General features: G+C 70.7%; 13 protein-coding genes and 1 pseudogene. 4 read left to right on the forward strand and 10 right to left on the reverse strand.

Annotation, left to right across the window (positions count from 1 at the left end; all coding sequences use genetic code 11):
- Nucleotides 1-3: 3 nt before the first annotated feature.
- Both ACQP2E_RS33795 and ACQP2E_RS33800 read right to left on the reverse strand, forming a co-directional pair.
- Nucleotides 4-2,157: an Hsp70 family protein gene (locus ACQP2E_RS33795; RefSeq protein ID WP_433827036.1), complete on the reverse strand. Its 2,154-nt coding sequence runs from the start codon at nucleotides 2,155-2,157 to the stop codon at nucleotides 4-6.
- Nucleotides 2,158-2,199: 42 nt separating this feature from the next.
- On the reverse strand, nucleotides 2,200-2,973 hold the full coding sequence (locus ACQP2E_RS33800; RefSeq protein WP_433827037.1) for an enoyl-CoA hydratase/isomerase family protein: 774 nt from the start codon (nucleotides 2,971-2,973) through the stop codon (nucleotides 2,200-2,202).
- A 79-nt stretch (nucleotides 2,974-3,052) separates the two neighbouring features.
- On the opposite strand from ACQP2E_RS33800, the gene ACQP2E_RS33805 reads away from it, so the two are divergent.
- Both ACQP2E_RS33805 and ACQP2E_RS33810 read left to right on the forward strand, forming a co-directional pair.
- On the forward strand, nucleotides 3,053-3,514 hold the full coding sequence (locus tag ACQP2E_RS33805; protein ID WP_433827038.1) for a DUF6232 family protein: 462 nt from the start codon (nucleotides 3,053-3,055) through the stop codon (nucleotides 3,512-3,514).
- A complete protein-coding gene (locus ACQP2E_RS33810; protein WP_433827039.1) occupies nucleotides 3,511-3,864 on the forward strand; it encodes a DoxX family protein in 354 nt (117 codons plus the stop codon). Before ACQP2E_RS33805 ends, ACQP2E_RS33810 begins: the two co-directional genes overlap by 4 nt.
- A gap of 72 nt (nucleotides 3,865-3,936) precedes the next feature.
- Here ACQP2E_RS33810 and ACQP2E_RS33815 read toward each other — a convergent pair whose 3' ends face one another.
- Genes ACQP2E_RS33815 through ACQP2E_RS33825 form a run of 3 tightly spaced genes read right to left on the reverse strand, consistent with a single transcriptional unit; the run spans nucleotide 3,937 to nucleotide 6,869 of the window.
- Nucleotides 3,937-4,827, reverse strand: a complete 891-nt coding sequence (locus tag ACQP2E_RS33815; RefSeq protein ID WP_433827040.1) for a ribokinase — start codon at nucleotides 4,825-4,827, stop codon at nucleotides 3,937-3,939.
- 1 nt (nucleotide 4,828) lies between these two features.
- Nucleotides 4,829-5,644 (reverse strand): ABC transporter ATP-binding protein, encoded by an 816-nt coding sequence (locus ACQP2E_RS33820; RefSeq protein WP_433827041.1) that lies wholly within the window; start codon nucleotides 5,642-5,644, stop codon nucleotides 4,829-4,831.
- A 46-nt stretch (nucleotides 5,645-5,690) separates the two neighbouring features.
- Nucleotides 5,691-6,869 (reverse strand): ROK family transcriptional regulator, encoded by a 1,179-nt coding sequence (locus ACQP2E_RS33825; protein ID WP_433827042.1) that lies wholly within the window; start codon nucleotides 6,867-6,869, stop codon nucleotides 5,691-5,693.
- Nucleotides 6,870-7,041: 172 nt separating this feature from the next.
- Between ACQP2E_RS33825 and ACQP2E_RS33830 the strand changes: the two genes are divergently transcribed.
- On the forward strand, nucleotides 7,042-8,496 hold the full coding sequence (locus ACQP2E_RS33830) for a glycoside hydrolase family 3 N-terminal domain-containing protein (protein ID WP_433827043.1): 1,455 nt from the start codon (nucleotides 7,042-7,044) through the stop codon (nucleotides 8,494-8,496).
- A 580-nt stretch (nucleotides 8,497-9,076) separates the two neighbouring features.
- Here the strand turns inward: ACQP2E_RS33830 and ACQP2E_RS33835 are convergent.
- A complete protein-coding gene (locus ACQP2E_RS33835; protein WP_433827044.1) occupies nucleotides 9,077-14,050 on the reverse strand; it encodes an NAD-glutamate dehydrogenase in 4,974 nt (1,657 codons plus the stop codon).
- A 200-nt stretch (nucleotides 14,051-14,250) separates the two neighbouring features.
- On the opposite strand from ACQP2E_RS33835, the gene ACQP2E_RS33840 reads away from it, so the two are divergent.
- Nucleotides 14,251-16,155 carry a penicillin-binding transpeptidase domain-containing protein gene (locus ACQP2E_RS33840; RefSeq protein ID WP_433827045.1) on the forward strand — a complete coding sequence of 635 codons (1,905 nt, stop codon included), beginning with the start codon at nucleotides 14,251-14,253 and terminating at the stop codon, nucleotides 16,153-16,155.
- 1,645 nt (nucleotides 16,156-17,800) lie between these two features.
- Here the strand turns inward: ACQP2E_RS33840 and ACQP2E_RS33845 are convergent.
- From ACQP2E_RS33845 to ACQP2E_RS33860, 4 genes and pseudogenes are all read right to left on the reverse strand, one after another.
- A pseudogene (locus ACQP2E_RS33845) lies at nucleotides 17,801-18,946 on the reverse strand (arginase family protein); the annotation flags it as partial.
- Nucleotides 18,947-18,959: 13 nt separating this feature from the next.
- Nucleotides 18,960-19,922 (reverse strand): tetratricopeptide repeat protein, encoded by a 963-nt coding sequence (locus ACQP2E_RS33850; protein ID WP_433827046.1) that lies wholly within the window; start codon nucleotides 19,920-19,922, stop codon nucleotides 18,960-18,962.
- Nucleotides 19,923-19,996: 74 nt separating this feature from the next.
- Nucleotides 19,997-21,670: an acyl-CoA mutase large subunit family protein gene (locus ACQP2E_RS33855; protein WP_433827047.1), complete on the reverse strand. Its 1,674-nt coding sequence runs from the start codon at nucleotides 21,668-21,670 to the stop codon at nucleotides 19,997-19,999.
- Between the two features lie 38 nt (nucleotides 21,671-21,708).
- Nucleotides 21,709-22,905, reverse strand: coding sequence for an FAD-dependent oxidoreductase (locus ACQP2E_RS33860; protein ID WP_433827048.1), 1,197 nt, complete (start codon nucleotides 22,903-22,905; stop codon nucleotides 21,709-21,711).
- Nucleotides 22,906-22,923: the final 18 nt, after the last annotated feature.

Consider the following 22,923-nt stretch of genomic DNA (forward strand, 5'->3'; position numbering starts at 1 on the left):
GCCCTAGGCGAGGCCGATCAGCTTCGCGATGTCCTCGAAGACGTTGACGGCGTCCTCCGGCAGCGGTTCGCCGTTCGCGTACCCATAAGCGAGCACCAGCGCGGCCAGCGGCACGATCACCATGGCGATCAGGCTGAGCAGGATCTGGACGCTGCGCACGAACCGCCCGCGCCGTTTCTTGCCCGGCCGCTTCGCCGGTTTCTGCTGCTTCTGGCGTTTCTGCTGCTCCGGCTTGTTCTGCTGCCGGATCGGGAGGTCGGGACCGGGCGGCTGCGGTCGCTGCGGCGCGGACACGACCGCACGCGCCGACGGCACCGGACGCGCCGAACCCATCACCGGCGACACCGGTCGCGCTTGCGCGCTCATCGGAGAGATCGGCCGAGCATGTGCCACCACCGGCGGCGTCTGCCGCGTCACGCGCGGCGGTGGTCCAGCCTGTCTCTGGGTTACGGGTGAAGGCCATCCGTCGTTACGCGGCGGAGGTGTGGCAGCCGTGGCGTCCGGGTCGGGCCGCCAGCTCGACGGGTCGGCGTCCGGCCACGGATCGACCGGAGGCCGCAGATGCGGCGGGGTGTCCGGGTCGAACTCAGGCTCTCGCCGCTCCTCGGCCGGCACCGCGGCGGGTGCGCTTTCCACGCGCTGCGGCAGCGGCGTGCTCGCGGGCCGTCGCCGCGGGAGGGCGTCGGCCGGTGGCGCGGCCATCTCTCCCAGACGCTCGGTCTGGAGCGGCCCGGGATGCTGGAGAGAACCGGCACTCTGTACTTCGGTAGGCCCGTTGTCCCCCGGCTGATCCTGCGGTGCCTCCGCCGGCGGATTCGGGCGGGGTGCGAGGACCGTGGCCTGTTCCGCCTCGGCGGCGAGCTCGGCCGACGGCCGCACGGTGACGGGCGTGGTGACCGCGGGCCGTTCCTCGGTCGGCCCGGCCACCGTCCCGGCGATCGCGGCCACCTTCGAGCCGGACAGCACGGTCACGCCGTTGGCCTCGGACTCCCGGACGAAGTCGGACTCCGACTCTCGGACCGCCAGGTATTTCGACGGGAGCCGCATCTCCTCGGTCGGTCCCGGCGCGGCCGGCTCGCTGGTCAGCAGCGCCGCCCCGGCCAGGATGCTGCCCTCGGCCACCACCAGCTCGGGCTGCTCGATCACCACCGGCGGGTCGCCCAGTTCGCGGTGCAGCAGCGTGCCGACCAGCGGGATCCGGCTCGCGCCACCGACCAGGAAGACGCCGGCCAGCTTGCCGTCCGGCAGGTCGGCCCAGCGCAGCAGGTTCTTGGTGATCTGGACGGTCTGCTCCAGCACCGGCCGGGCCACCGTCTCCAGTTCCTCGCGGGTGAGGTGCGCCTCGACGTCGAGCAGCGGCACCACAAAATCGGCGGCCTGTGCCCGGGAGAGCCGTTCCTTGGCGATCCGCACGTCGTCCCAGAGCTGCCGCCGGGCACGCCGCTCCTCGACCGTGGAGGGCGCCATCAGCGGCTCCCAGTCGTCGGTGCGCAGATGCTCGACCACCGCGGCGTCCACGTCCAGCCCGCCGAGATCGTCCCGGCCGTCCACGGCCAGCACTTCAAAACCCGACGAGGTACGCGCCACCACGCTCGCGTCGAACGTGCCGGCGCCGAAGTCGTGCACCACCACGACCGACCCGATCGGCACGTCGCGCCCGAGCACCTCGGCGAAGTACGTCGCCGCGGCCACCGGCTCGGCGACCAGCCGGACGCTTTCCAGACCGGCCTGTGCGGCGGCCTCGGCGAGCAGGGTCCGGCGTGCCGATCCCCAGCTGGCCGGGCAGGTGAGCGTGGTCTCCGGCCGGTACGGCCCGACGGCCCGGTGCCACTCCTCGACCACCCGGGCCAGCACCGCCGCGATCAGCTCGACGATCTCGAACTCACGCTCGCCGAGCAGCACCAGGCCGTCGTCGACGCGTCGTTTCGGGTTCGGCTCGAAGCGGGCCGGGTCGAGCCGGGCGCTGTGCACCGCGTCCCGGCCGACGAGCAGGTTACCCGCGGCGTCGGCGTAGACGGCGGACGGCAGCAGCGGTGAACCGTCGACCAGGATCGGCCGGGCACGGCCGTCCGGCCATCGCGCCACGGCGACGGTGTTCGAGGTGCCGAAGTCGATGCCGAGGGCGTACCGCTTCGGACCACCCTGGTCGATGGACATGACCGCAGTCTAGGCAATGACGCACCCGTATCGGTCCCTCCACTACCTCCCGGTGAACTTCGGCTTGCGCTTCTCGACGAAAGCGGTGGTCCCCTCCACCCGGTCGTCGGTGGCGAAGAGCCCCGCGAACAGGTGTGACTCCAGCGCGAGGCCGGAAGCCAGGTCGACACTCAGACCGCCGTCAATCGCCTCTTTGGCGGCGCGCAGCGCGAGCGCCGGGCCGGTCGTGTACGGCCGGAGCAGCGCCAGCGCTGTCGAATACACGTCAGTGGCCGGCACGACCCGGTCGGCCAGCCCGATCCGCAGCGCTTCCTCGGCGTCCACCATCCGGCCGGAGAAGATCAGATCCTTGGCCTTGGCCGGGCCGACCAGCCGGGCGAGCCGCTGGGTGCCGCCGGCGCCCGGGATGATGCCCAGCCTGATCTCCGGCTGGCCGAGCTTGGCGTCGTCGGCCACCACCCGCCAGTCGCAGGCGAGAGCCAGCTCACACCCGCCGCCCAGTGCGTACCCGGTGATGGCTGCGGCGACCGGCTTGGGGATCCGGGCGACGGCGTCGAACGCGCTGGAGAGCGCGCCCGCCCGGGCCACCATCTCCTGGTAGGTCACCGTGGTGAACTCGGTGATGTCGGCGCCCGCGGCGAAGACCTTCTCCCCGCCGAACACGACCACGGCGCGAACCTGGTCGTCGGTGGAGGCAGCGTGCGCCGCAGCGCGCAGCTCTTCCTGCACCTGGGTGTTGAGCGCGTTCATCGGGGGTCTTTCGAGCCGGATCGTGCCGATGCCGTCCGTGATCTCGAGCCGTACGAACTCGCCCACCCGGTGCCTCCTCGCGCTGGGTCGTTTGGCCGACAGCCTACGACGGGTACGGGATACATTGGGTTCTCTGGGAGGGGAAATGACGACGTACTACCGAGACCCGGAAGTGCTCATCACATCGTCCGCGGTCCACATGAACAACCAGGATTTCCGGCTGCCCGAGCTGATCCGGGTCTGGTACACCCGAGGCGCTCGTGACTGGAGTGTCATCGCCTGGCGCGGCGCGCTCGGCCTGACGATTCTGCTGCCCCTGGTCGCCGGCCTGTTCGCGATCGGCATCGCCCTGGTCATCGAGGCGACCCTCGCCACCACCCTCGCCCTCGTCGTCGGCGGCATCCTGCTCGGCCTCGCCGCCGTCCCGGTCGCCGACCTGATGCTGGAGCGGGTCGACAGGTCGTACGACAGGGGAAGCCGGAGCCTGGAGATCTGGGGCCGGGTGCCCGGCGGCGACGTGCTGCTGCTGCGCACCGACAACGCCCAGCGTTTCGGCCGCGTCTACCGGGCACTGCAGCGCGCCCTGGAGCCGGCGGTCCGCCGGTGAGGCGTGACGCCGCCGGTCTGTCCACCCTGCTGGCCACGACGGGTGTGCTGCACTTCGCCGCGCCCCGGCCGTTCGACAGGATCGTGCCCCGGTCGCTTCCCGGCTCGCCGCGCACCTGGACATACCTGAGCGGCGTGGCCGAGCTGGCCGTCGCCGCCGCCGTGGCGCATCCCCGGACCCGCCGGGCCGGTGGCCTGGCCGCCGCGGCGCTCTTCGCCGCCGTCTTCCCGGCCAACGTCAAGATGGCGGTGGACTGGCGGCACGCGCCACCGGCGCAGCGGGCCGTCGCGTTCGGCCGGCTGCCGCTGCAGGCCCCGCTGATCGCCTGGGCCTGGCGCGTGTCCCGCTGATCGGGAGCCGCCGGTGAACGGCCTGCATCACCACCCGCGGGAGCCGGCTCTGAAGATCTAGGAGTTGTAGATCTAGGAGTTGTAGAGCGCCTCGATCTCGGCGCGCTCCGGCAGGGCGCCGCTCGCGCCGACCCGCTGGACGCAGGCCGCGCCGGCTGCGTTGGCCCAGCGGACCGCGTCGAGCAGGTCGCGGCCCTCACCCCAGGCGACCGCGAGCGCGCCGGTGAACGCGTCACCGGCAGCGGTGGTGTCGGCCACCTCCACCGGGAACGCCGGGATGTGCACGTCCTGGCCGTCGCGGTCGGCGTACCGGGCGCCGGAGCCGCTGAGCGTCAGCACCACCCGGGGGACCAGGGCCAGCAGCGCGCCCATGTCGGGTTCCTCGGTGCCGGCCACGGCCCGCGCCTCGATCTCGTTGACCAGCAGCAGGTCCACTTCGTCGAGCAGGCCGGGCGGCAGGTCACGGGCGGGCGCGGCGTTCAGGATGGTCCGGGTGCCGCCCGCGCGGCCGGCACGCAGCGCGGCGTGCACCGTCTCCATCGGAATCTCCTGCTGGCAGAGCAGCACGTCGGCCTCGCCGATCACCGCCTGCTCGTCGGCGGTGAGGCCGGTGAAGGTCCGGTTCGCCCCGGGACTGACCAGGATGGAGTTCTCCCCGGCACGGTCCACCATGATCACTGCGACCCCGGATGTGCCGTAGCTCGTGCGTACCCTCGTGGTGTTGACGCCCGCGGCCGCGAGCCGCGCGCCCAGGGTGACCCCGAACGCGTCCGAACCGATCGCACCGAGAAACGTGGTCTCACCGCCGGCCCGAGCCGCCGCGATCGCCTGGTTCGAGCCCTTGCCGCCGGGTGCCATCACGAAGTCGTCGCCGAGCACCGTTTCACCCGGTCGGGGCAGCGTGGGAGCCAGGCCGACCAGGTCCATGTTCGCGCTGCCCACGACGACCACCCTCGGCGCCATCTCAGGCGGCCCGTGCCGTGTATCGGTCGCCGAACCGGTCCACCACCAGCGGAAGCCCGAACGTCTTGGTCAGGTTTTCCGCGGTGAGCACCTCGCCGAGCAGGCCGGATGCGACAGTGCCGCCCTCGCGCAGCAGCAGGCCGTGGGTGAATCCCGGCGGAATCTCCTCGACGTGGTGGGTGACCAGGACCATGGCCGGGGCGTCCGGATCGAGCGCCAGCTCGCTCAGGTGCCCGATCAGGGTTTCCCGGCCGCCCAGGTCGAGCCCGGCGGTCGGCTCGTCGAGCAGCATCAGCTCGGGGTCGGTCATCAGCGCCCGGGCGATCTGGGTGCGCTTGCGCTCACCCTCGGACAGGGTGCCGAACGAGCGATCGGCGAAAGCGGCGATGCCGAGCTGATCGAGCAGTTCCCGGGCGCGGGCCTCGTCCAGCGGGTCGTAATCCTCCCGCCAGCGGCCGACCACCGACCACGCGGCGGTCATCACCACGTCCAGCACCTTTTCGTCCGGCGGCACCTGGTCGGCGAACCGTCCGGTGGTTATACCCACCCGGGTACGCAGCTCGTTCACGTCCGTGCGCCCCAGCTTCTCGGCCAGCACGTACGCCTGACCGCTGGTCGGGTGCATCCGGGCGGAAGCGAGGTTGAGCAGGGTGGTCTTGCCGGCGCCGTTCGGGCCCAGCACCACCCATCGCTCGTCGAGCTCGACCTGCCAGGACAGGTCACGAATCAGGAAATTCCCCGCGCGGACCACGCTGACGCGGTCGAAGGCGATGACGGTGTCCTCGTCGGGCGGAATGGATACGGCAGCCTCCAGCACGCGTCCATCCAACCATGTGGGCGTGTTGTTTCCCGGCACCACCTACTCAGTCGGTGGTCGAGCCGAACACCTCGTCGCGGACCGCGTCCAGAGCCGTCCGCAGGGCGCCGTGCAGCACCGGCTCGGACGCCACGGCGGTCACCACGACCTTCGGCGACACCAGAGTTATGGCCGCGACCTCGCGTTCCACCCGGTCGGCCAGGGCAGCGCCGCCGGCGCGGCTCACCTCACCGGCGAGCACCACGAGCGGCGGGTCGAGCACCACGCAGGTGGCGGCGACACCGAGCGCCAGCCGCCGGGCCAGCTCGTCGAGGACCGGTTCGCCGGCCGGACCGGCCGCCACCGCTGCCCGCACCACGTCGGACGCCTCGGCGCCCCGGAAGCCGAACTGCTTGCCGATCGCCTTGACCGCGTCGGCGCCGGCGATCGCCTGGAACGCGCCCTTCACCCCGCGCCGGGACGCGTTGTGCGGCACCTCGGCGCCGGCCACCGGCAGGTATCCGATCTCACCGGCCGCACCGGTGGCGCCCTGGTGCAGGCGGCCCGCGATGACCGTGGCGAGACCAACGCCGCGGCCGATCCAGACCAGCGCGAAGTCGCTGACCCCGGTGGCCGCGCCGCCGGTCCCGGACTCGGCGACGGCGGCCAGGTTCACGTCGTTGCCGAACAGGACCGGGGTGCTCAGATCCTTGCGCAGCTCGGCCAGCAGGCCGCGGTGCCAGCGGGGCAGGTCGTGGGCGAAGGAGATCTCGCCGGACTCGGGGTCGACCAGGCCGGGGGTGCCGAGCACGACGCGGCGGACCGAGGACATGTCGGTCCCGGCCTCGCCGGCGGCCTGGATCACCGCGTTGTGCACCACGCCGACCGGGTCGTCGGTGTCCTTGGTGCTCTGCTCGACCCGGCTGATGATGGTGCCGGTGATGTCGGCGCAGGCGGCAACGACGCAGTCCGGGCCGACGTCGACGCCGATGACGTGGGCGCTGCCGGGAGTGACGGCGTACAGCTGAGCGTTCGGCCCGCGGCCGCCGGCCTGCTCGCCGACCCTGCGGACCAGGCCGCGTTCTTCCAAGCGTTCCACCAGCTGGGACGCGGTGACTTTGCTGAGGCCGGTCATCTCGCCGAGCTGCGCCCGTGTCAGAGGTCCACGGGTGAGCAGAAGGTCCAGCGCCGCACGGTCGTTGAGTGCGCGCAGCAGCCGGGGCGTGCCCGGGAGACGGGTGGCCATAGCGTTGTCCTTAATACTAAAGGTTCTTTCCTGTTACAGTGTCGACGCTCAAACCGCAGCCGCAGCGTAACGGTAGGCGACGTTGCCTAGCCGGAGGGTGGCTCATCGACTCCGAGCGATCATGGCAGGTCGCAGGTCTTCCGGACCAGATCCGCGCCATCGGAAGGACAACATGTCTCACGACCCAGGCCTTCGCCGGCTCGCCCTGCGTACCCTGCTCGCCGCCTTCCCCGGCGCCACCGCGCCGGACTGGGCGCTCGAACTGGTCGCCGACGGGCTGGCCGGGCACACCCTTTTCGGGACGAACGTGATCGACGCCGCGCAGGTGGCGGCGCTCAACGGCACCCTGCGGGCGGCCCGCCCCGACGTGCTGATCGCGATCGACGAAGAAGGTGGCGACGTCACCCGGCTGGGTCACCGCACGGGTAGCCCGTACCCGGGAAACGCCGCGCTCGGCGCGGTCGACGACCCGGAGCTCACCCGGCGGGTCTACGCCGCGGTCGGTGGTGACCTGGCCGCCGCCGGCGTGAACCTGAACCTGGCGCCCACCGTCGACGTCAATACCGCCGACGACAACCCGATCATCGGGACCCGCTCGTTCGGCGCCGACCCGGCCCTGGTCGCCCGGCATGCCGCCGCGGCCGTGACCGGGCTCGAATCGGCAGGGGTGGCGGCCTGTGCCAAGCACTTCCCCGGCCACGGCGCCACGGTCAGCGACTCGCACCTCGAACTGCCCACCGTCGACGTGCCGCTCAGCCTGCTGCGGGAGCGCGACCTGCCGCCGTTCGCCGCCGCCGTCTCCGCCGGGGCGCAGGCCGTGATGAGCGCGCACATCCGGGTTCCGGCACTGACCGGCGACCAGCCGGCGACGTTCAGCCGGGCCGCGCTGACCGGACTGCTCCGCGACGAACTGGGCTTCCGCGGCACGATCGTCACCGACGCGCTGGAGATGCGCGGCGCCGCCGGAGCGGCCGGCAGCATCCCGCTCGCCGCGGTGGCCGCCCTTGCCGCGGGCGCCGACCTGCTCTGCATCGGCGCGCAGGTCACCCGGGAACTGGTGGAGGATGTCGCCGCCGAGATCGCCGCGGCTGCCGGTGACGGGCGCCTGCCTCTCGAACGACTGGAGGGTGCGGCCGCGCGTACCGCCGCGCTCGCCGCCTGGGCGGCGACGCCGCGCCCGGCGGCCGGGTCCGATCTCGCGCTGGGCGTTGCCGCGGCCCGCCGTGCGGTACGCGTGGAGGGCTCCCCTGCCGCACTGACATCCCCCCTGGTCGTCCAGCTGGTCTCCGGCTTCTCGATCGCCGAGGGCCGGGTGCCGTGGGGCCTGCGCCCGCACCTCAACGGAACCGAGCAGGTCGAGATCGTGGCGGCCTCGACAACACCGGAGCAGGTGGCCGAGCTGGCCCGGGAACGCCCGATCGTGGTGGTCGGCCGGCGCATCCACAGCTCGCCGGAGGCCCGGACCCTGGTGGAGAAGCTGGCCGCCGGCCGCCCGGTGGGCGTCGTGGAGATGGGCTGGCCGTCGAGCTGGCGACCGGAAGGCGTGAGCGCGTTCGTGGTCACCCACGGCGCGAGCCTGGCGAACGGCCGCGCGGCCGCCGAGGTCATGAATCTGGCTCATCACTGAGCGTGATGATCGCCGGGATTGTTGCGTCAGATGTCGGGAAAGTCCGAGCTTTCTGCCCGAATCGGGCTAACCGAACGGACAATCCGGTCACGCAGCGGTTCCGGCATGGACCGGTCACGACGTAGCGTCATGCCCGCAGGTGGGTCTGGGGACGTCGCGGACCTCGGCTCGGGACCAGACGAGCCGCGACGCAGACGGTGAGCCGGGCCAGGCGGACTACGGGAGCAGTCCCCCAAGCGCCCGGCTCACCACCTGCTCGCCTCATCAGGCTGTGGCCTTGATGATCGGCAACGGGCACGCCGGGCCGCACTGTTTCACCTCTCCGCGCCAGCGTGGAGGTTCCGCAGAGCGGCCGGCGTGAGGCCTGCTTGTAAGGCCTGAGCCCGCGTGATCAAACCGCGCTGCTGCCCACCTGTGGACAACCCAGAAATGTGGATAACCCGGTTCGTGGAGTCTCGCGGACGCTATAGACACCACCAGCCACCAAGAAGCTCAAACGGCCCAAGATCCGCAGCCGCAGCGGCGAGACAGGGCGAGACGCGGTGAGCCGCCCGGTTGGAGCCGGGCGGCGCACCGCGTATCAGCTCGCTGACGAGGTCTTCACCAGGGTTCGGATCTGGCGTAGCAACACGGACAGCGCCGCCAGATCGGCCGGCGAATCCTCGACGTTGCCCATCGCGTTCGATGCCCGGGCGATCGACGCCGCGTTCACCTGTTCCCACTCCGAAACCCGGTCCTCAGCAGCCGACCCCGACGGCGTCGACTGCAGCACCTCGGCCGTCAGCGCGGCCAGCGCCGCGTACAGGTCGTAACGCAGCGCCATCCGGGCCAGCGTCTGCCACCTGTCGTTGCGGGGCAGCTTGGAGATGTGCGACAGCAGGGTGTCCACGCCGAACCGCTCGGACAGCACGAAGTACACCGCCGCCACCTCGGGCGCGTCCTTGCCGGTCAGCGCCGACGTTTCCAGGATGTCGAGCAGGCCGAAGCCGTAGAACACCCTGGCCACGGCTTCGGAGAGCTGTTCCGGGACCTCGTTGCCGGTCAGCGTGGTGACCCGCAACTCCAGGTTGCGGCGCTCGGCGCCGACGATGACCTGGGGCAGGCGCGGCATCAGCTCGGCGACGCCGGGCCTCAGCTTGGCGACCTCGGCGACCACGTCGATCGGCGAGCGCCGGGTGCTGACCAGCCAGCGGACTGCCCGGTCGAGCAGACGCCGGGTCTCCAGCAGGACAGTCGTCTGCGCGGCGGTCGGCACCTGATTGTCCAGCCCCTCGGCCGCCGCCCAGATCTCCTTGAGGCCGTAGACGTCGCGGATCACGACGTACGCCCTGATCACGTCGGCCGCCGACGCGCCGCTCTCCTCCATCGCCCGGTAGACGAAGGAGGTGCCGCCCCGGTTGACCACTTCGTTCACCAGCGCCGTCGAGATGATCTCCCGGCGCAGCCGGTGGCCGGCCATCCGCCCGGCGAAACGCTCGCGCAGCGGAGTCGGGAAATACCTGACCAGAACGTCGTTGGTCCAGCTCTCGTCGACCAGCTCATCCGCAAGGACCTCGCGCTCCAAACTGATCTTCACGTACGCGAGGAGCACAGCGAACTCAGGTGCCGCCAAACCTTCGCCCTGCTCGTGGCGAGCCGCCAGTTCCTCGTCCGACGGCAGCGCCTCCAGCTCACGGTTCAATTCGCCGCGACTTTCCAGGGCTTTCAGCATCCGCCGGTGAACCGGGAGCAGCGAATGCGCCTGGGCCCGGGCATTGCCGAGAGCCATCGCCTGCTCGTAGTTGTCCCGCAGCACCAGCGCGCCGACCTCGTCGGTCATCGCGGCCAGCAGCTCGTCGCGCTGCTCGATGCTCATCTCGCCGTCGGTCACCGCCCCGCCGAGCAGAATCTTGATGTTGACCTCGTGGTCGGAGCAGTCCACACCGGCAGAGTTGTCGATGAAATCAGTAAAAACCCGACCCCCGGCTCTGCTTCCGTCGGGGCCGGGAACCCCACCGGCCCGGCAGAACTCGATCCGGCCTTTCTGGGTGAGACCGAGGTTGCCGCCCTCGCCGACCACCTTGACCCGCAGGTCGGCGCCGTTGATCCGGATCGCGTCGTTGCCCTTGTCGCCGACGTCGGCGTGCGACTCGGAGACCGCCTTCACATAGGTGCCGATGCCACCGTTGAAGTACAGGTCGACGGGCGCCTTGAGGATCCCGCGCATCAGCTCCGACGGGCTGATCGTGGTCGCCTCTCCGAGCCCGAGCGCCGCACGGATCTGCGGCGAGACCGGGATCGACTTGGCGCCGCGCGGGTAGATGCCGCCGCCCTCGCTGATCAGGGACTCGTCGTAGTCGGCCCAGGAGGATCGGGGCAGGTCGAACAGTCGCTGGCGTTCCGCGTACGAAATCGCAGCGTTGGGGTTGGGATCCAGGAAGATGTGGCGGTGGTCGAAGGCCGCCACCAATCGGATGTGCTGCGACAGCAGCATGCCGTTGCCGAAGACGTCGCCGGACATGTCACCGACGCCGACCACCGTGAAGTCCTCGGTCTGGGTGTCGACGCCCAGGTCGCGGAAGTGCTTCTTGACCGATTCCCACGCGCCGCGGGCGGTGATGCCCATCTTCTTGTGGTCGTAACCGGCCGAGCCGCCGCTGGCGAACGCGTCACCGAGCCAGAAGTCCTTGCTCACCGAGATCGCGTTGGCGATGTCGCTGAACGTGGCGGTGCCTTTGTCCGCGGCCACCACCAGGTAGGGGTCGTCGCCGTCGTGGCGCACCACGTCCTGCGGCGGCACGATCTTGCCGCTCAGGATGTTGTCGGTGACGTCCAGCAGCGCGGTGATGAAGCCCTTGTAGCACTCCACCGCCTCGTCCCGGTCGCCAGGTTTCTGCTTCAGCACGAAGCCGCCCTTGGCGCCGACCGGCACGATCACCGAGTTCTTCACCATCTGGGCTTTCACCAGACCCAGGACTTCGGTACGGAAATCCTCACGCCGATCGGACCAGCGCAGACCGCCACGGGCGACCGCGCCGAACCGCAGGTGCACACCCTCGAACCGCGGTGAGTAGACGAAGATCTCGTATTTCGGGCGGGGCTGCGGCAGGTCCGGGATGGCCTGCGGGTCCAGCTTGAACGCCACGTACGACTTCGGCCGGCCCTCGGTGCCGCGCTGGAAGAAGCTGGTCCGCAGGGTGGCCTCGATGAGCGTCAGGTACGACCGCAGGATCCGGTCCTGATCCAGGCTCTCCACCTGGTCGAGCAGCTCGGTGATCCGGTCGCGCAGCGCGGTGGCGCGGCGGGTCCGGTCGGCCTCGCCCACCTCCAGCGACGGCGAGAACCGGGTTTCGAAGAGCCGCACCAGCAGGCCGGCGATCTCCGGGTACGCCGTGAAAGTCGACTCCACGTACCGCTGGGAGAAGACGGTCCCGGTCTGGCGGAGATATTTCGCGTACGCCCGGAGCACCACCACCTGACGCCAGGTGAGCCCGGCGCGGAGCACCAGCTCGTTGAAGCCGTCCACCTCGGCCTCGCCACGCCAGGCCGCCGCGAACGCGTTCTCCACCTGTGGTCGTACCTCGGCGAGCTCGCGGTGACCGGCCGGTGGGAGCAGGCCGAAGTCGTACAGGTAGATCACGCCGTCGTCGCGGCGGATCTCGTACGGCCGCTCGTCGGTGACCCGGACGCCGAGCGAGTGCAGCACCGGGAGCACCGCGGAGAGCATCATCGGCTCGCCGTACCGGTAGACCTTGAAACGCACGTCGCGCTCGTCCGGCTCGGGTACGCCGTCCGGGCTGAGCCGGCGGCGCCGGAACAGGTGCATCGCCAGCTGGCCGGGCTCTTCGAGCAGCTCCAGCTTCGCGAGATCCTGCATGCCTTCGTACGGGGTGTGCCCGTTCTTGTAGCTCTCCGGGAACGCCGCTGAGTACCTGTGGAAGAGCGTCTTGGCCTGCTCGTCGCCGAGTTTGCGCTCCAGCACCAGGGAGAAGTCGTCGTCCCACATCCGGGTCGCGTCGGCCAGCAGCTCGGCCAGCTCGTTCGGGTCGACCGGCCCGGGCGGCGCCGCCGGGTCGGTACGCACGATGAAGTGCACCCGAGCCAGCATCCGCTCGGTGACCCGGGTGGTGTAGTCGACACCGACGCCGTTCAGCTCTCGGAGCAGGATCTCCTGCATGCGCAGCCGGTTGCCGGTGGTGAACCGGTCCCGGGGCAGGTAGATCAGGCATGAGATGAACCGCCCGTACCCGTCGCGCCGCAGGAACAGGCGCAGCTGACGCCGGCCGGCCATCCGCAGCACACCGATGACGGCCTCGTACAGATCATCGGTCTTGATCTGGAAGAGCTCGTCCCTCGGATAGGTCTCCAGGATCTGGAGCAGGTCCTTGCCGGAGTGCCCGCGCGGTGACAGGCCGGAGCGCTCCAGCACCTCCATCACCTTGCGCTTGACCACCGGCAGCTGACGCACGCTGGTCCGGTAGGCCGACGAGGAGAACAGGCCGAGGAAGCGCCGCTCGCCGATCACCGAGCCGGCCGCGTCGAAGACCTTCACGCTGATGTAGTCGAGGTAGGCCGAGCGGTGCACGGTGGCCCGCGAGTTCGCCTTGGTGATCACCAGGAGCCGTTTTTCCAGGACCCTCTGGTACGCCTCGGGCGCCATCGTGGCGAGCCGCCGCGGTTTGCTGGCGCCGCGCATGATGCCGAGGCCGGTGCCGGGAACCGCGGTCAGGACACCGTCGTCCAGGTGGTACTCGCGGTACCCGAGGAACGTGAAGTGATCGTTGGCGAGCCACTGGAGCAGCTCGATCGTGTCGGTGACGTCCTTCTCCGGTACCGGCGGCATCGTGCCGGACTGGTGAGCGGCGTTCAGCTCCTCGGAGATGACCATGGCGCGCTGCCGCATCCTGGGCCAGTCCTCGACCGCGTCACGGACGTCGGTGAGCACCCGGCGGACCTCGTTGAGCAGCTGCTCGCGGGCGTCCGGGCGGCGGACCGGGTCGATCTCGATCCGGATCCAGCTCTCGACCAGATCGCCCTCGATCGCGTCGTCCGGCTCGACCTCCGGCTCCACCTGCGCGAGCGCGCCCAGCGGCTCGCGGCGCACCACGATCAGCGGGTGCACCAGCAGGTAGACCTGCAGGTTGTGTGCGGTGAGCAGGGCCATCACCGAATCGACAAGGAACGGCATGTCGTCGGTCACGATCCGCAGAACGGTGTGCCCCTGTGAACCGGCCGGTTCGGTGATGGACAGCTTCACCTCGCCCGGCAACCGGTTGCGGGCAAGATCGCGGTGGGCGATCGTGGCCGTGAACATCTCGTCGGGCGTGTACCCGACCAGTTCCTCGTCGGGGGCGAACCGCCAGAAGCGGTCGACCAATGATGCGGTGGTGGTGTCCTCGCCCGCTCGCTGAACGGCCTGCGCGACAAGCCTTTCGGCGTTCGGGAGAGGCTCGTCGAGCTCTCCCGAATCGGTTGACGCGCCCAGTCGCCCGGTGAGGGCGAGTCCGGGCTGCGGCGCCGAAGGATCGGGCACAGTCTGATCAGAATCGGTCGCTGCCTCGTCGGCGACAGCCATGGCTCCGGCGCTCCCCTCACCCACGGCACTGTGGGCTCGAACGTGTCGACCACAGACTAGAACGACCGGCCCGGCACTCTTCACACCCCGGGTGTGCCAGTGAAGTGACGTGCGCTTTCGCACCGTATCAACCACTGCGGGTCAGCATGGCGGGCGTTGGCCTACTACGGTTCGATCAGCTACCCAGGGAAGGGAACGTCATGCGTCGCAGCACAGCCGGGATCGCCGCGCTGGTCATTCTCACCGCCGGCGGGTTGACCGGCTGTTCCGCCGACCCGCCGGAGGACACCGTCTCGGCGTTCGTGGCCGGCTGGCAGAGCGGTGATCTGAACGACGTGGGCTTCGTCACGGCCGACGGAGGCCGGATCGCAGCCCCGGACGTGCTTACCGGGATTCGTGAGCTCTACGGCGATCTCACCGGGCAGCCGGTCGCCGTCTCGGCCGGGACGACCACCACGACGGGTGACAACGCCAGCACCCCGATCACCGTGAAGTGGACGCTGCCGGGTGGCGTCGACTGGTCGTACCAGAGCACCGTGCGCGCGACGAAGGCCGGCCGCGACGACTGGGCCGTGGTCTGGGAGCCCGCGCTCGTCCAGCCGGATCTCGCCACCGGCGACAAGCTGCGGCTGCGCCGGGTCGCCGCGCAGCGCGCCGGCATCCAGGACGCGGACGGCAAAGCCCTGGTCGGCCCGCAGAAAGTGGTGGTCATCGGGGTCAGCCCGGAGAAGGTCACCGACTTCGAGGAGCTGCGCGCCGGCCTGGCCGCCGCGTTCAAGAAGATCGACGCGGACGTCAACGTGAACGCACTGAAGGACAAGATCGCCAAGGCTGACCCGGGCGCCTTCATCGACGTGGTCACGCTGCGCCGCTCCGACTACGACAAGATCCGCAGCCAGGTACGCCCGCTGCCCGGCACCGTCTTCCGCGAGGAGACCCGGCAGCTCGCGCCGACCCGCGCCTTCGCCCGCGCCCTGATCGGCACTGTCGACGCCGCCACCAAGGACGACATCGACGCGAAGCCGGAAACCCTCGCGGCCGGCGACCTGGCCGGGCACGGCGGCCTCCAGCAGAAGTACGACGACACGCTGCGCGGCGCGCCCGGGCTCTCCGTGGTGATCGCCAAGGAAGCCGCCGACGGCAAGGTCGAGTCCGCCGAGGTGTTCCAATCCGAGCCGGTCGACGGCAAGCCGGTGAAGATCACCCTGGACACCGCAACCCAGAACGCCGCCGACAAGGCCGTCGCGGGCGAGAAACAGCCCAGCTCCCTGGTCGCGATCCGAGTCACCGACGGGGCAGTGCTGGCCACCGCGAACGGTCCCGACGCCGGTGGGGTCAACACCGCGCTGACCGGCCAGGTGCCGCCCGGCTCGACGTTCAAGATGGTTTCCGCGTACGGGGTGCTGTCCCGTGACGTGGTCACCGCCGACACCGCCGTGAACTGCCCGAAGACGTTCACCGTGGACGGGCGTGAGTTCAAAAATTCGCACGACGAGGAGCTCGGCAAGGTGCCGTTCCACGTCGACTTCGCGAAGTCGTGCAACACCGCGTTCGCCAGCCTCGCTCCGAAGCTGACCTCGGCCGGCCTGCAGGAGGCCTCGGCGGCGCTCGGCCTCGGCGCCACCTACGACATGGGCATCGAGGCGTACGCCGGGCAGGTCTCCGACGGCGGCACCTCGACCGAGCTGGCCTCGGCGATCTTCGGCCAGGGCAGCACCGTGGTGAGCCCGCTCGCGATGGCGGTGGCCACCGCAGCGGTCGCGAAGGGACAGTTCCAGCCGCCCAAGCTGGTCCTCGACCCGGCACCGGCAGCGCCCGGCGCCGCCGGACCGGAACTCGACGCCGAGTCGGTCACCGCACTGCGCGCGATGATGCGCGAGGTCGTCACGAGCGGCACGGGTACGGCCCTGAAGAGCGTCCCGGGCAAACCGGTGCACGGCAAGACCGGCACCGCCGAGTTCGAGAACGGCAACGAGGAGACCCACTCGTGGTTCATCGGCTATCAGGGTGACGTGGCGTTCGCCGTGATGGTGCAGAAGGGCGGGGCGGGCTCCGAGGCCGCCGTGCCGATCGTGAAGCGTTTTCTGACCGAGCTCAACAAGTAACTCGCGCTCAAGTTTCGCCGATTTGTGTCCGGGCTCCGCGAGTCGCCTTTGTCGCATCACCCGGCAGCGGGGGGACGCGCGCTAGGTCTGCTCCGGCTTAGATCTTGGACACGGGGGTTTGCGCTCGACTTCACCCTTCCCGCCTGCAGGCGGATGCGGCGCGGGCACGGCGCGGGTGCGGCGCGGGTGCGGCGCGGGTGCGGCGCGGGTGCGGCGCGGGTGCGGCGCGGGTGCGGCGCGGGTGCGGCGCGGGTGCGGCGCGGGTGCGGCGCGGGTGCGGCGCGGGTGCGGCGCGGGTGCGGCGCGGGTGCGGCGCGGGTGCGGCGCGGGTGCGGCGCGGGTGCGGCGCGGGTGCGGCGAAGGGGCCCGCTGATCGATGTCGGTCCCGGGTCGCACTGTGAGCTTGTGTCCACGTTGACGAGGGCGCACGGGTGCTGGGGTCAGCGTGAGTGAGGGCGCACGGATGCCCGGGCCAGCGTGAACCAGAGCGCACGGATGCGGTCTGTGCGACTTCAGCACGGTCAGGGCATGGACCCGGGCGCACGGTGACGTTACGTGCGACCTGGACTCGCCCCGCGGCCGCGGCTGCTTCGCCCTCCGCGGTTGGACCAGCTGGGCCTCAGTGCTGTCTCACGGGCGGTTTGACAACGCTCGGCACCAGGCGGCTGTCACTCACGGCTGCCGGCTGTCACTCACGGCTGCCGGCTGTCACTCACGGCTGTCGGCTGTACCGCAGGGTGACCACCTGGTACAGCTGGCAGCCCTGAGTGACAGCCGGCTGGTGCCCACATGGCGAGCGCAGGGCCGCTTCGTGTGGACCTTGTGAGTTTCGGGTTGAGGGGACGGCCATACCGCACGAGTTTCGGCACTCGCACTCGTCGGCACTCGCACTCGTCGGCACTCGCACTCGTCGGCACTCGCGCTCGATCGAAGAAACTGCTGCCTCGGGATTAAGAGTGGCGAAAGCCGGACTCGCGCAAATCCTCCACAAGATCGGACGAACAGATCTCGTGGAGTTCGCCGCGAACGGCCCGCTAGCTCAGGCCACCCCACCGCTGGGGTCGCCGCCCGGGACACCCGCATCGGGAAAGCTGGGGCGGCGCAGGATGCCGGCCGCCGGGGAGTCCAGCGGGGGGCGGGGTCGTAGCATTCCGGGGCGGGTGGCCGGCAGCGGCTCCGAGTCCAGGAGCGGTGCGGAACCGAGCAGCGGTGCGAGGCGCACCTCGCCACGATCCGGGTCCTCGTCCGTGAGGCGATGGCCGTTCTCCGACGGGGTCACATCCCCGATGACCCCGTCCTCCCCGGACTCGCCGTCCGGAGACCCACCGTCCGGAGACCCACCGTCCGGAGATCGCTCATCGAGAGAGTCGAGAGAGTCGAGAGAGTCGCCGTCTCGCGAGGCCGGTTCCTCGGGCACCGAGTCCTCCGGCGGCCACCCCTCTGCCGGGAAATCCCCCGGATCCACGCCCTCGGGCTCCTGCTCACCAGCCTCGGACCGGTCGGCCTCGGACTCTACGACCGGGAGCAACCCCGCCTCGGCCGACAACTCCACCTCAGGCGACAACGCCACCTCGGGCGACTCCTCCACCTCGGGAGACGGCTGATCTGACACCCCGGGTGACGACTGATCTGACACCCCGCGTGACGGCTGATCAGAAACAGTCACCGTCTCAAGATCAAATGCCGGGCTCTCGACCGCCGAGGCCACCACCGGGTCCTGCACCGGGTCCTGCACCGGGTCCTGCACCGGGTCCTGCACCGGGTCCTGCACCGCGACGGGGACCGGCGTGTTGATCAGCGCCGGCGCGCCCAGCGGGTTGGCCAGGTCACGGCGGGCCGCGACCAGGTCCGGGCGCGGTGACGTGGTCTTCACCGGCGCCAGGCCGGCGACCACGGCCGATGCGATCTCCGCGGCGTACCGGCCGTCCGGGTCGTAGTCCGGGTCGAAGACGGTGATCTCCACGCCCAGGCAGTGCGGCGACTCGACCAGGCCTGCCAGCAGCAGTTCCAGCTCGGGGAACGCGATGCCGCCCGGGTCCGGCGCGTCCACGGCCGGCATGACCGCCGGGTCCAGGACGTCGACGTCGATGTGCACCCAGTAACCGGCGCAGTCGACCAGTTGATCGCGCGCCCACTGCGCGCTGCGGGCCGCGCCCTCGGCACGCAGCGCCGGCACCGGCCGGGTCACTATCCCGGCGGCCTGCAGGTCCAGGCGGTACTCGTCCTGGGCACGGATGCCGAGGACGACCACGTCGACGTCGCGGAAGTACGGTCGGCGGCGCTCTATCGCGGCCAGGTCGGCCTGTCCACGACCGGTCACCAGAGCGAGGTCCTCACCGGCCGCGGCGCCCACGTAGGACGCGTTGCCGGGGTGCCGGAAATCGGAGTGCCCGTCCACGAAGACCAGGCCGATCCGGCCGCCGACCGCCTCGCCGAGACGGTGCATGGCCAGGCCGGATCCGATCAGGATGGAGCAGTCGCCGCCGAGGATCACCGGGAACTCGCCGCCGTCGATGATCGCGCCGATCCGGTCGGCGAGCGCCCGGGAGTACGCCGCGATCTCCGGCGCCTGGGCGACACCGTCACCGGGACGCCAATCGCCCGGGTCGTACCGCGGCGGGGTGAGGCAGCCGGCGTCACGGGCGCCGAGCCGGCTCACCACACCGTGGTCGCGGAGGGCGCCGGGTGCCTTGGCACAGCCCGGCACCGACGTCGCGGTCGGCGGGCGCAGGCCGAGATTGGACGGCGCGTCCAGAACGGCGATGCGGCGCACGACGCCCTCCCCTTCGATTGAGAAACGCGGCCTAGAAGAGTGCGCTGGCGAGCGCGCGACGCGCACCGGCCACCGCGGGATCGTCCGGCCCGGCCACGAGGAACAGCGACAGCAGGTGCTTGCGGACGGCGTCGCGGTCGTCGCCGCTGGTCCGCTTCACGAGCCGGACCAGTCGCGCGTACGCATCCTCGGCCTGGCCGCTGAGCACCTCGATGTCCGCCGCGAGCCGCTGTGACTCGACGTCGTCCGGGTTCGCCTCGGCCTTGGCCAGCACGGCGGCCGGGTCGGCGCCGCTGATCCGGCGGTAGAGCTCGACCTGCGCGAGGCCGGACTCGGCCGCCGTGTCGGCCGGCGACTCGGCCAGGATCTTGCGGTACGCCGCCTCGGCCTCGTCCAGGTCACCGGTCATCAGCGCGTCGTCGGCCGCGTCCAGGCGCGGGTCCTCGGCCACTGCCACGTTCACCCCGGCGGCCTTGAGGACCGCGTCGATGTACTGCCGGATCTGCGCCTCGGGGAGCACACCGGTGAAGCCCTCGACCGGCTGGCCGCCGATCACGGCGGTCACCATCGGGATGCCCTGCACCCGGAAGACCTGAGCGAGTCGCGGGTTGGCGTCCACATCGACCTTGCCGAGGATCCAGGCGCCCGCGTACTCCTGGGCCAGCTTTTCCAGCAACGGCGAGAGCTGCTTGCACGGCTCGCACCAGTCGGCCCAGAAGTCGAGGAGGATCGGCGTGGTCAGCGACCGCTCCAGGACGTCCTGGAAATCAGCCTCGGTGACATGGATGACGGTGTCCGGCGTGACGCCGGGGACCGCACCGGGCATGCCGCCGGACGGAACGCCACTGACGGACGGGACGCCGCCGGGGGCGCCACCGTCGGTGGCCGCAGGGACACTCGGCGCGGCCGGTTTGGCCGGCGCCGGGGAACGCAGCGCGCTGAGATCGACCGCGCCGCGGGTGAAGATCGACGGAGTGGTCCGTGGGTCGCTCATGGTTATTTAGTCTCGCACGCTGTCACGCCTGTTCGCGCCGCCACCAGGCGGCCGATATCGGACGTCACAGGCCCTCAGAACCGAGCGGGCTCACGGTAGATCCCCCACTCGTCCTTCAGGACACCGCAGATCTCGCCGAGCGAGGCCTCCGCGCGGGCCGCGTCGAGCATCGCGGGAATCATGTTCTCCCCGGTACGCGCGGTTGCCACGAGCCGTTCCAGCGCTGCCTTCACGCGTACCGAATCGCGGTTGGTCTTGCGAGTGACCAGCTCGCGCCGCTGCACAACCTCGACCTCGTGGGAGACACGAAGGATTTCCAGATCCTTGGAGACGGTGCCGGTGTGCACGTTGACGCCCACCACCCGCTTCTCGTTCTTCTCCAAGGCCTGCTGGTAGACGAAGGCGGCCTCGGCGATGTTCGCGGTGAACCAGCCGTCCTCGATGCCGCGCAGAATGCCCTGAGTGATGCTGCCGTCGTGCCCGAGCTCGCGGATCCGGGCGAAGATCTCCTCGGTCTCGGCCTCGATCCGGTCGGTGAGGGCCTCCACGTACCAGGAGCCGCCGAGCGGGTCGGCCACATTGACCACACCGGTCTCCTCCATCAGCACCTGCTGGGTACGCAGGGCGATCTCGGCGGACTCGTCGGTGGGCAGCGCGAGGGTCTCGTCGAGCGCGTTGGTGTGCAGCGAGTTGGTGCCGCCGAGCACCGCGGCGAGCGCCTCGACGGCGGTCCGCACCACGTTGTTGACCGGTTGCTGGGCGGTGAGCGAGACGCCTGCGGTCTGCGTGTGGAACTTGAGCCACAACGCTTTCTCGCTGGTCGCGCCGTAATCGTCACGCAGGTGCCGCGCCCAGATCCGGCGGGCCGCCCGGAACTTGGCGATCTCCTCGAAGAAGTCCACGTGCGCGTCGAAGAAGAAGCTCAGGCCGGGCGCGAACGTGTTGACGTCGAGGCCGCGGGACAGGCCCAGCTCGACGTACCCGAAGCCGTCGGCCAGGGTGTACGCCAGCTCCTGCGCGGCGGTCGAACCGGCTTCCCGGATGTGGTAACCGGAGACGCTCAGCGGCTTGTATTTGGGGATCTCGGCCGCGCAGTACTCCATCAGGTCGCCGATCAGGCGCAGGTGCGGCTCGGGCTCGAAGAGCCACTCCTTCTGCGCGATGTACTCCTTGAAGATGTCGGTCTGCAGCGTGCCGTCGAGCTTGCTGAGATCGGCGCCCTGCCGCTCGGCGGCCACCAGGTACATGCAGAAGACCGGCACCGCCGGACCGGAGATGGTCATGCTGGTCGTGACGTCCTGCAGCGAGATGCCGTCGAAGAGCACCTCCATGTCGGCAGCCGAGTCGATCGCGACACCACAGTGGCCGACCTCACCGAGCGACTGCGGCTCGTCCGAATCACGGCCCATCAGGGTGGGCATGTCGAACGCGACGCTGAGCCCGCCGCCACCGGCCGCCAGGATCATCTTGTAACGCTCGTTGGTCTGCCGCGCGTTGCCGAATCCCGCGAACTGCCGGATGGTCCATGTCCGTCCGCGATATCCGGTCGGATAAAGACCCCTTGTGTACGGGAATTCGCCCGGCCACCCGATGCGCTCGAAACCGGGGTGATCGGTCTCGGCGGGCGGCCCGTAGACCGGGTCGACAGTCGAACCGGAGAGCGTGGTGAAGTCGGCGTCCCGCTTGCGGGAAGCGTCGTAACGTCGTTGCCAGCGCTCCCGGCCGGCGGCGATCTCGGCAGCGTTCATTCCGTCACTGTAGTGCAGGACTGAACGATCATTAAGGGTCAATTGGTGGCGAGGCCGGGCACCCGGTGCTCGAAGATCCAGGCCTGGGGATCACCCTTGCGGGTCATCAGCTTCATCACCAGCGGGAACATCGCGTCGCGGATCGCCGCACCGACCGGGCCGGCCGTCTTGCCGCTGCCGCTGCGCCGGCCGTACGCCACCACCTTCTCGACCCGGGTCCGCCGCAGCCGTTCGTAGCGCGCGAGCGCCTCCCGCGGATCGCCCTGTCCCGTGAGGCATCGGCCCAGGGTGACCGCGTCCTCGATCGCCATCGACGCGCCCTGGCCGGACGACGGCGAGACCGCGTGCGCCGCGTCGCCGAGCAGCACCACCCGATCGGACCGCCAGATCGGCACCCGCCGCAGGTCCTCGGTGTTCCACGGGCCGACCACCTCGTCCGACGCGCCGATGATCTCGGCGGCCGGCAGGTCGTCACCGGTGAAGAGCTCGATCAGGTGTGCCCGCCAGGATTCTTCGGTGAAGTCGCCGGAACGCACCGGCTCCCGGCTCGGCGGGTTGGCGAACCACCAGACCAGCCCGTCCGGCGCGACCACCCAGCCGAAGAAGGCCCGGCTGCCGAACGCCATGTGCAGCATCCCCGGGGTGTCGTCCAGGCCGGCGATCGGACGGCTGGTGAACCCGCCGGCGTTGAGCAGACCGAGATAGGCGGGCTCGGGACCACCCGGGTTCAACCCGGCACGGATCCGCGACCGCAGGCCGTCGGCGCCGACGAGCAGGTCGCCGTCCGCCCGGGTGCCGTCCTCGAACGTCAGGGTGACGCCGTCCGGCCGCTCGGTGAACCCGGTGGCCCGGCGGCCGTGCTCGATGGCGATGCCCAGGTCGGTGACCGCGGACCGCAGTGCCGCGTAGAGGTCGGCACGGCGGATCGTGGTGGTCGTCGAGCCGTCCGGGGCCGGGCCGCCGAGCGGCAGCACGGCGAGCCGGCGGCCACGGCCGTTGCTCATCGCGAGGGTGGGCGTGGCAAAGCCGGTGGCGAGCACCCGCTCCGGGTCGAGGCCCAGGTCACGCAGGGCGGTCAGGCCGTTGACGGCAACTGTCAGGAACGCGCCCCGCTCGTCGTCGCCGCGCTCGCGCGCCTCGAAGACCCGGGGTTCCCACCCGGCGCGGTGCAGGGCGATGGCGGCGACCGCTCCGGCGATCCCGCCGCCGGCGATCAGAACCTGGTTCTTAGTCATGGCATGACTATTTATGCG

The sequence above is a fragment of the Actinoplanes sp. CA-015351 genome (genome assembly GCF_050955685.1).
GTDB lineage: Bacteria > Actinomycetota > Actinomycetes > Mycobacteriales > Micromonosporaceae > Actinoplanes.

Bases quoted from the DNA above. Each gene is read 5' to 3' on its own strand.
- ACQP2E_RS33835 (WP_433827044.1), bottom strand. From the start codon at position 14,050: ATGGCTGTCGCCGACGAGGCAGCGACCGATTCTGATCAGACTGTGCCC.
- ACQP2E_RS33825 (WP_433827042.1), bottom strand. From the start codon at position 6,869: ATGGCCACCCGTCTCCCGGGCACGCCCCGGCTGCTGCGCGCACTCAAC.
- ACQP2E_RS33805 (WP_433827038.1), top strand. From the start codon at position 3,053: ATGACGACGTACTACCGAGACCCGGAAGTGCTCATCACATCGTCCGCG.
- ACQP2E_RS33860 (WP_433827048.1), bottom strand. From the start codon at position 22,905: ATGACTAAGAACCAGGTTCTGATCGCCGGCGGCGGGATCGCCGGAGCG.
- ACQP2E_RS33840 (WP_433827045.1), top strand. From the start codon at position 14,251: ATGCGTCGCAGCACAGCCGGGATCGCCGCGCTGGTCATTCTCACCGCC.
- ACQP2E_RS33815 (WP_433827040.1), bottom strand. From the start codon at position 4,827: ATGGCGCCGAGGGTGGTCGTCGTGGGCAGCGCGAACATGGACCTGGTC.
- ACQP2E_RS33850 (WP_433827046.1), bottom strand. From the start codon at position 19,922: ATGAGCGACCCACGGACCACTCCGTCGATCTTCACCCGCGGCGCGGTC.
- ACQP2E_RS33855 (WP_433827047.1), bottom strand. From the start codon at position 21,670: ATGAACGCTGCCGAGATCGCCGCCGGCCGGGAGCGCTGGCAACGACGT.
- ACQP2E_RS33795 (WP_433827036.1), bottom strand. From the start codon at position 2,157: ATGTCCATCGACCAGGGTGGTCCGAAGCGGTACGCCCTCGGCATCGAC.
- ACQP2E_RS33830 (WP_433827043.1), top strand. From the start codon at position 7,042: ATGTCTCACGACCCAGGCCTTCGCCGGCTCGCCCTGCGTACCCTGCTC.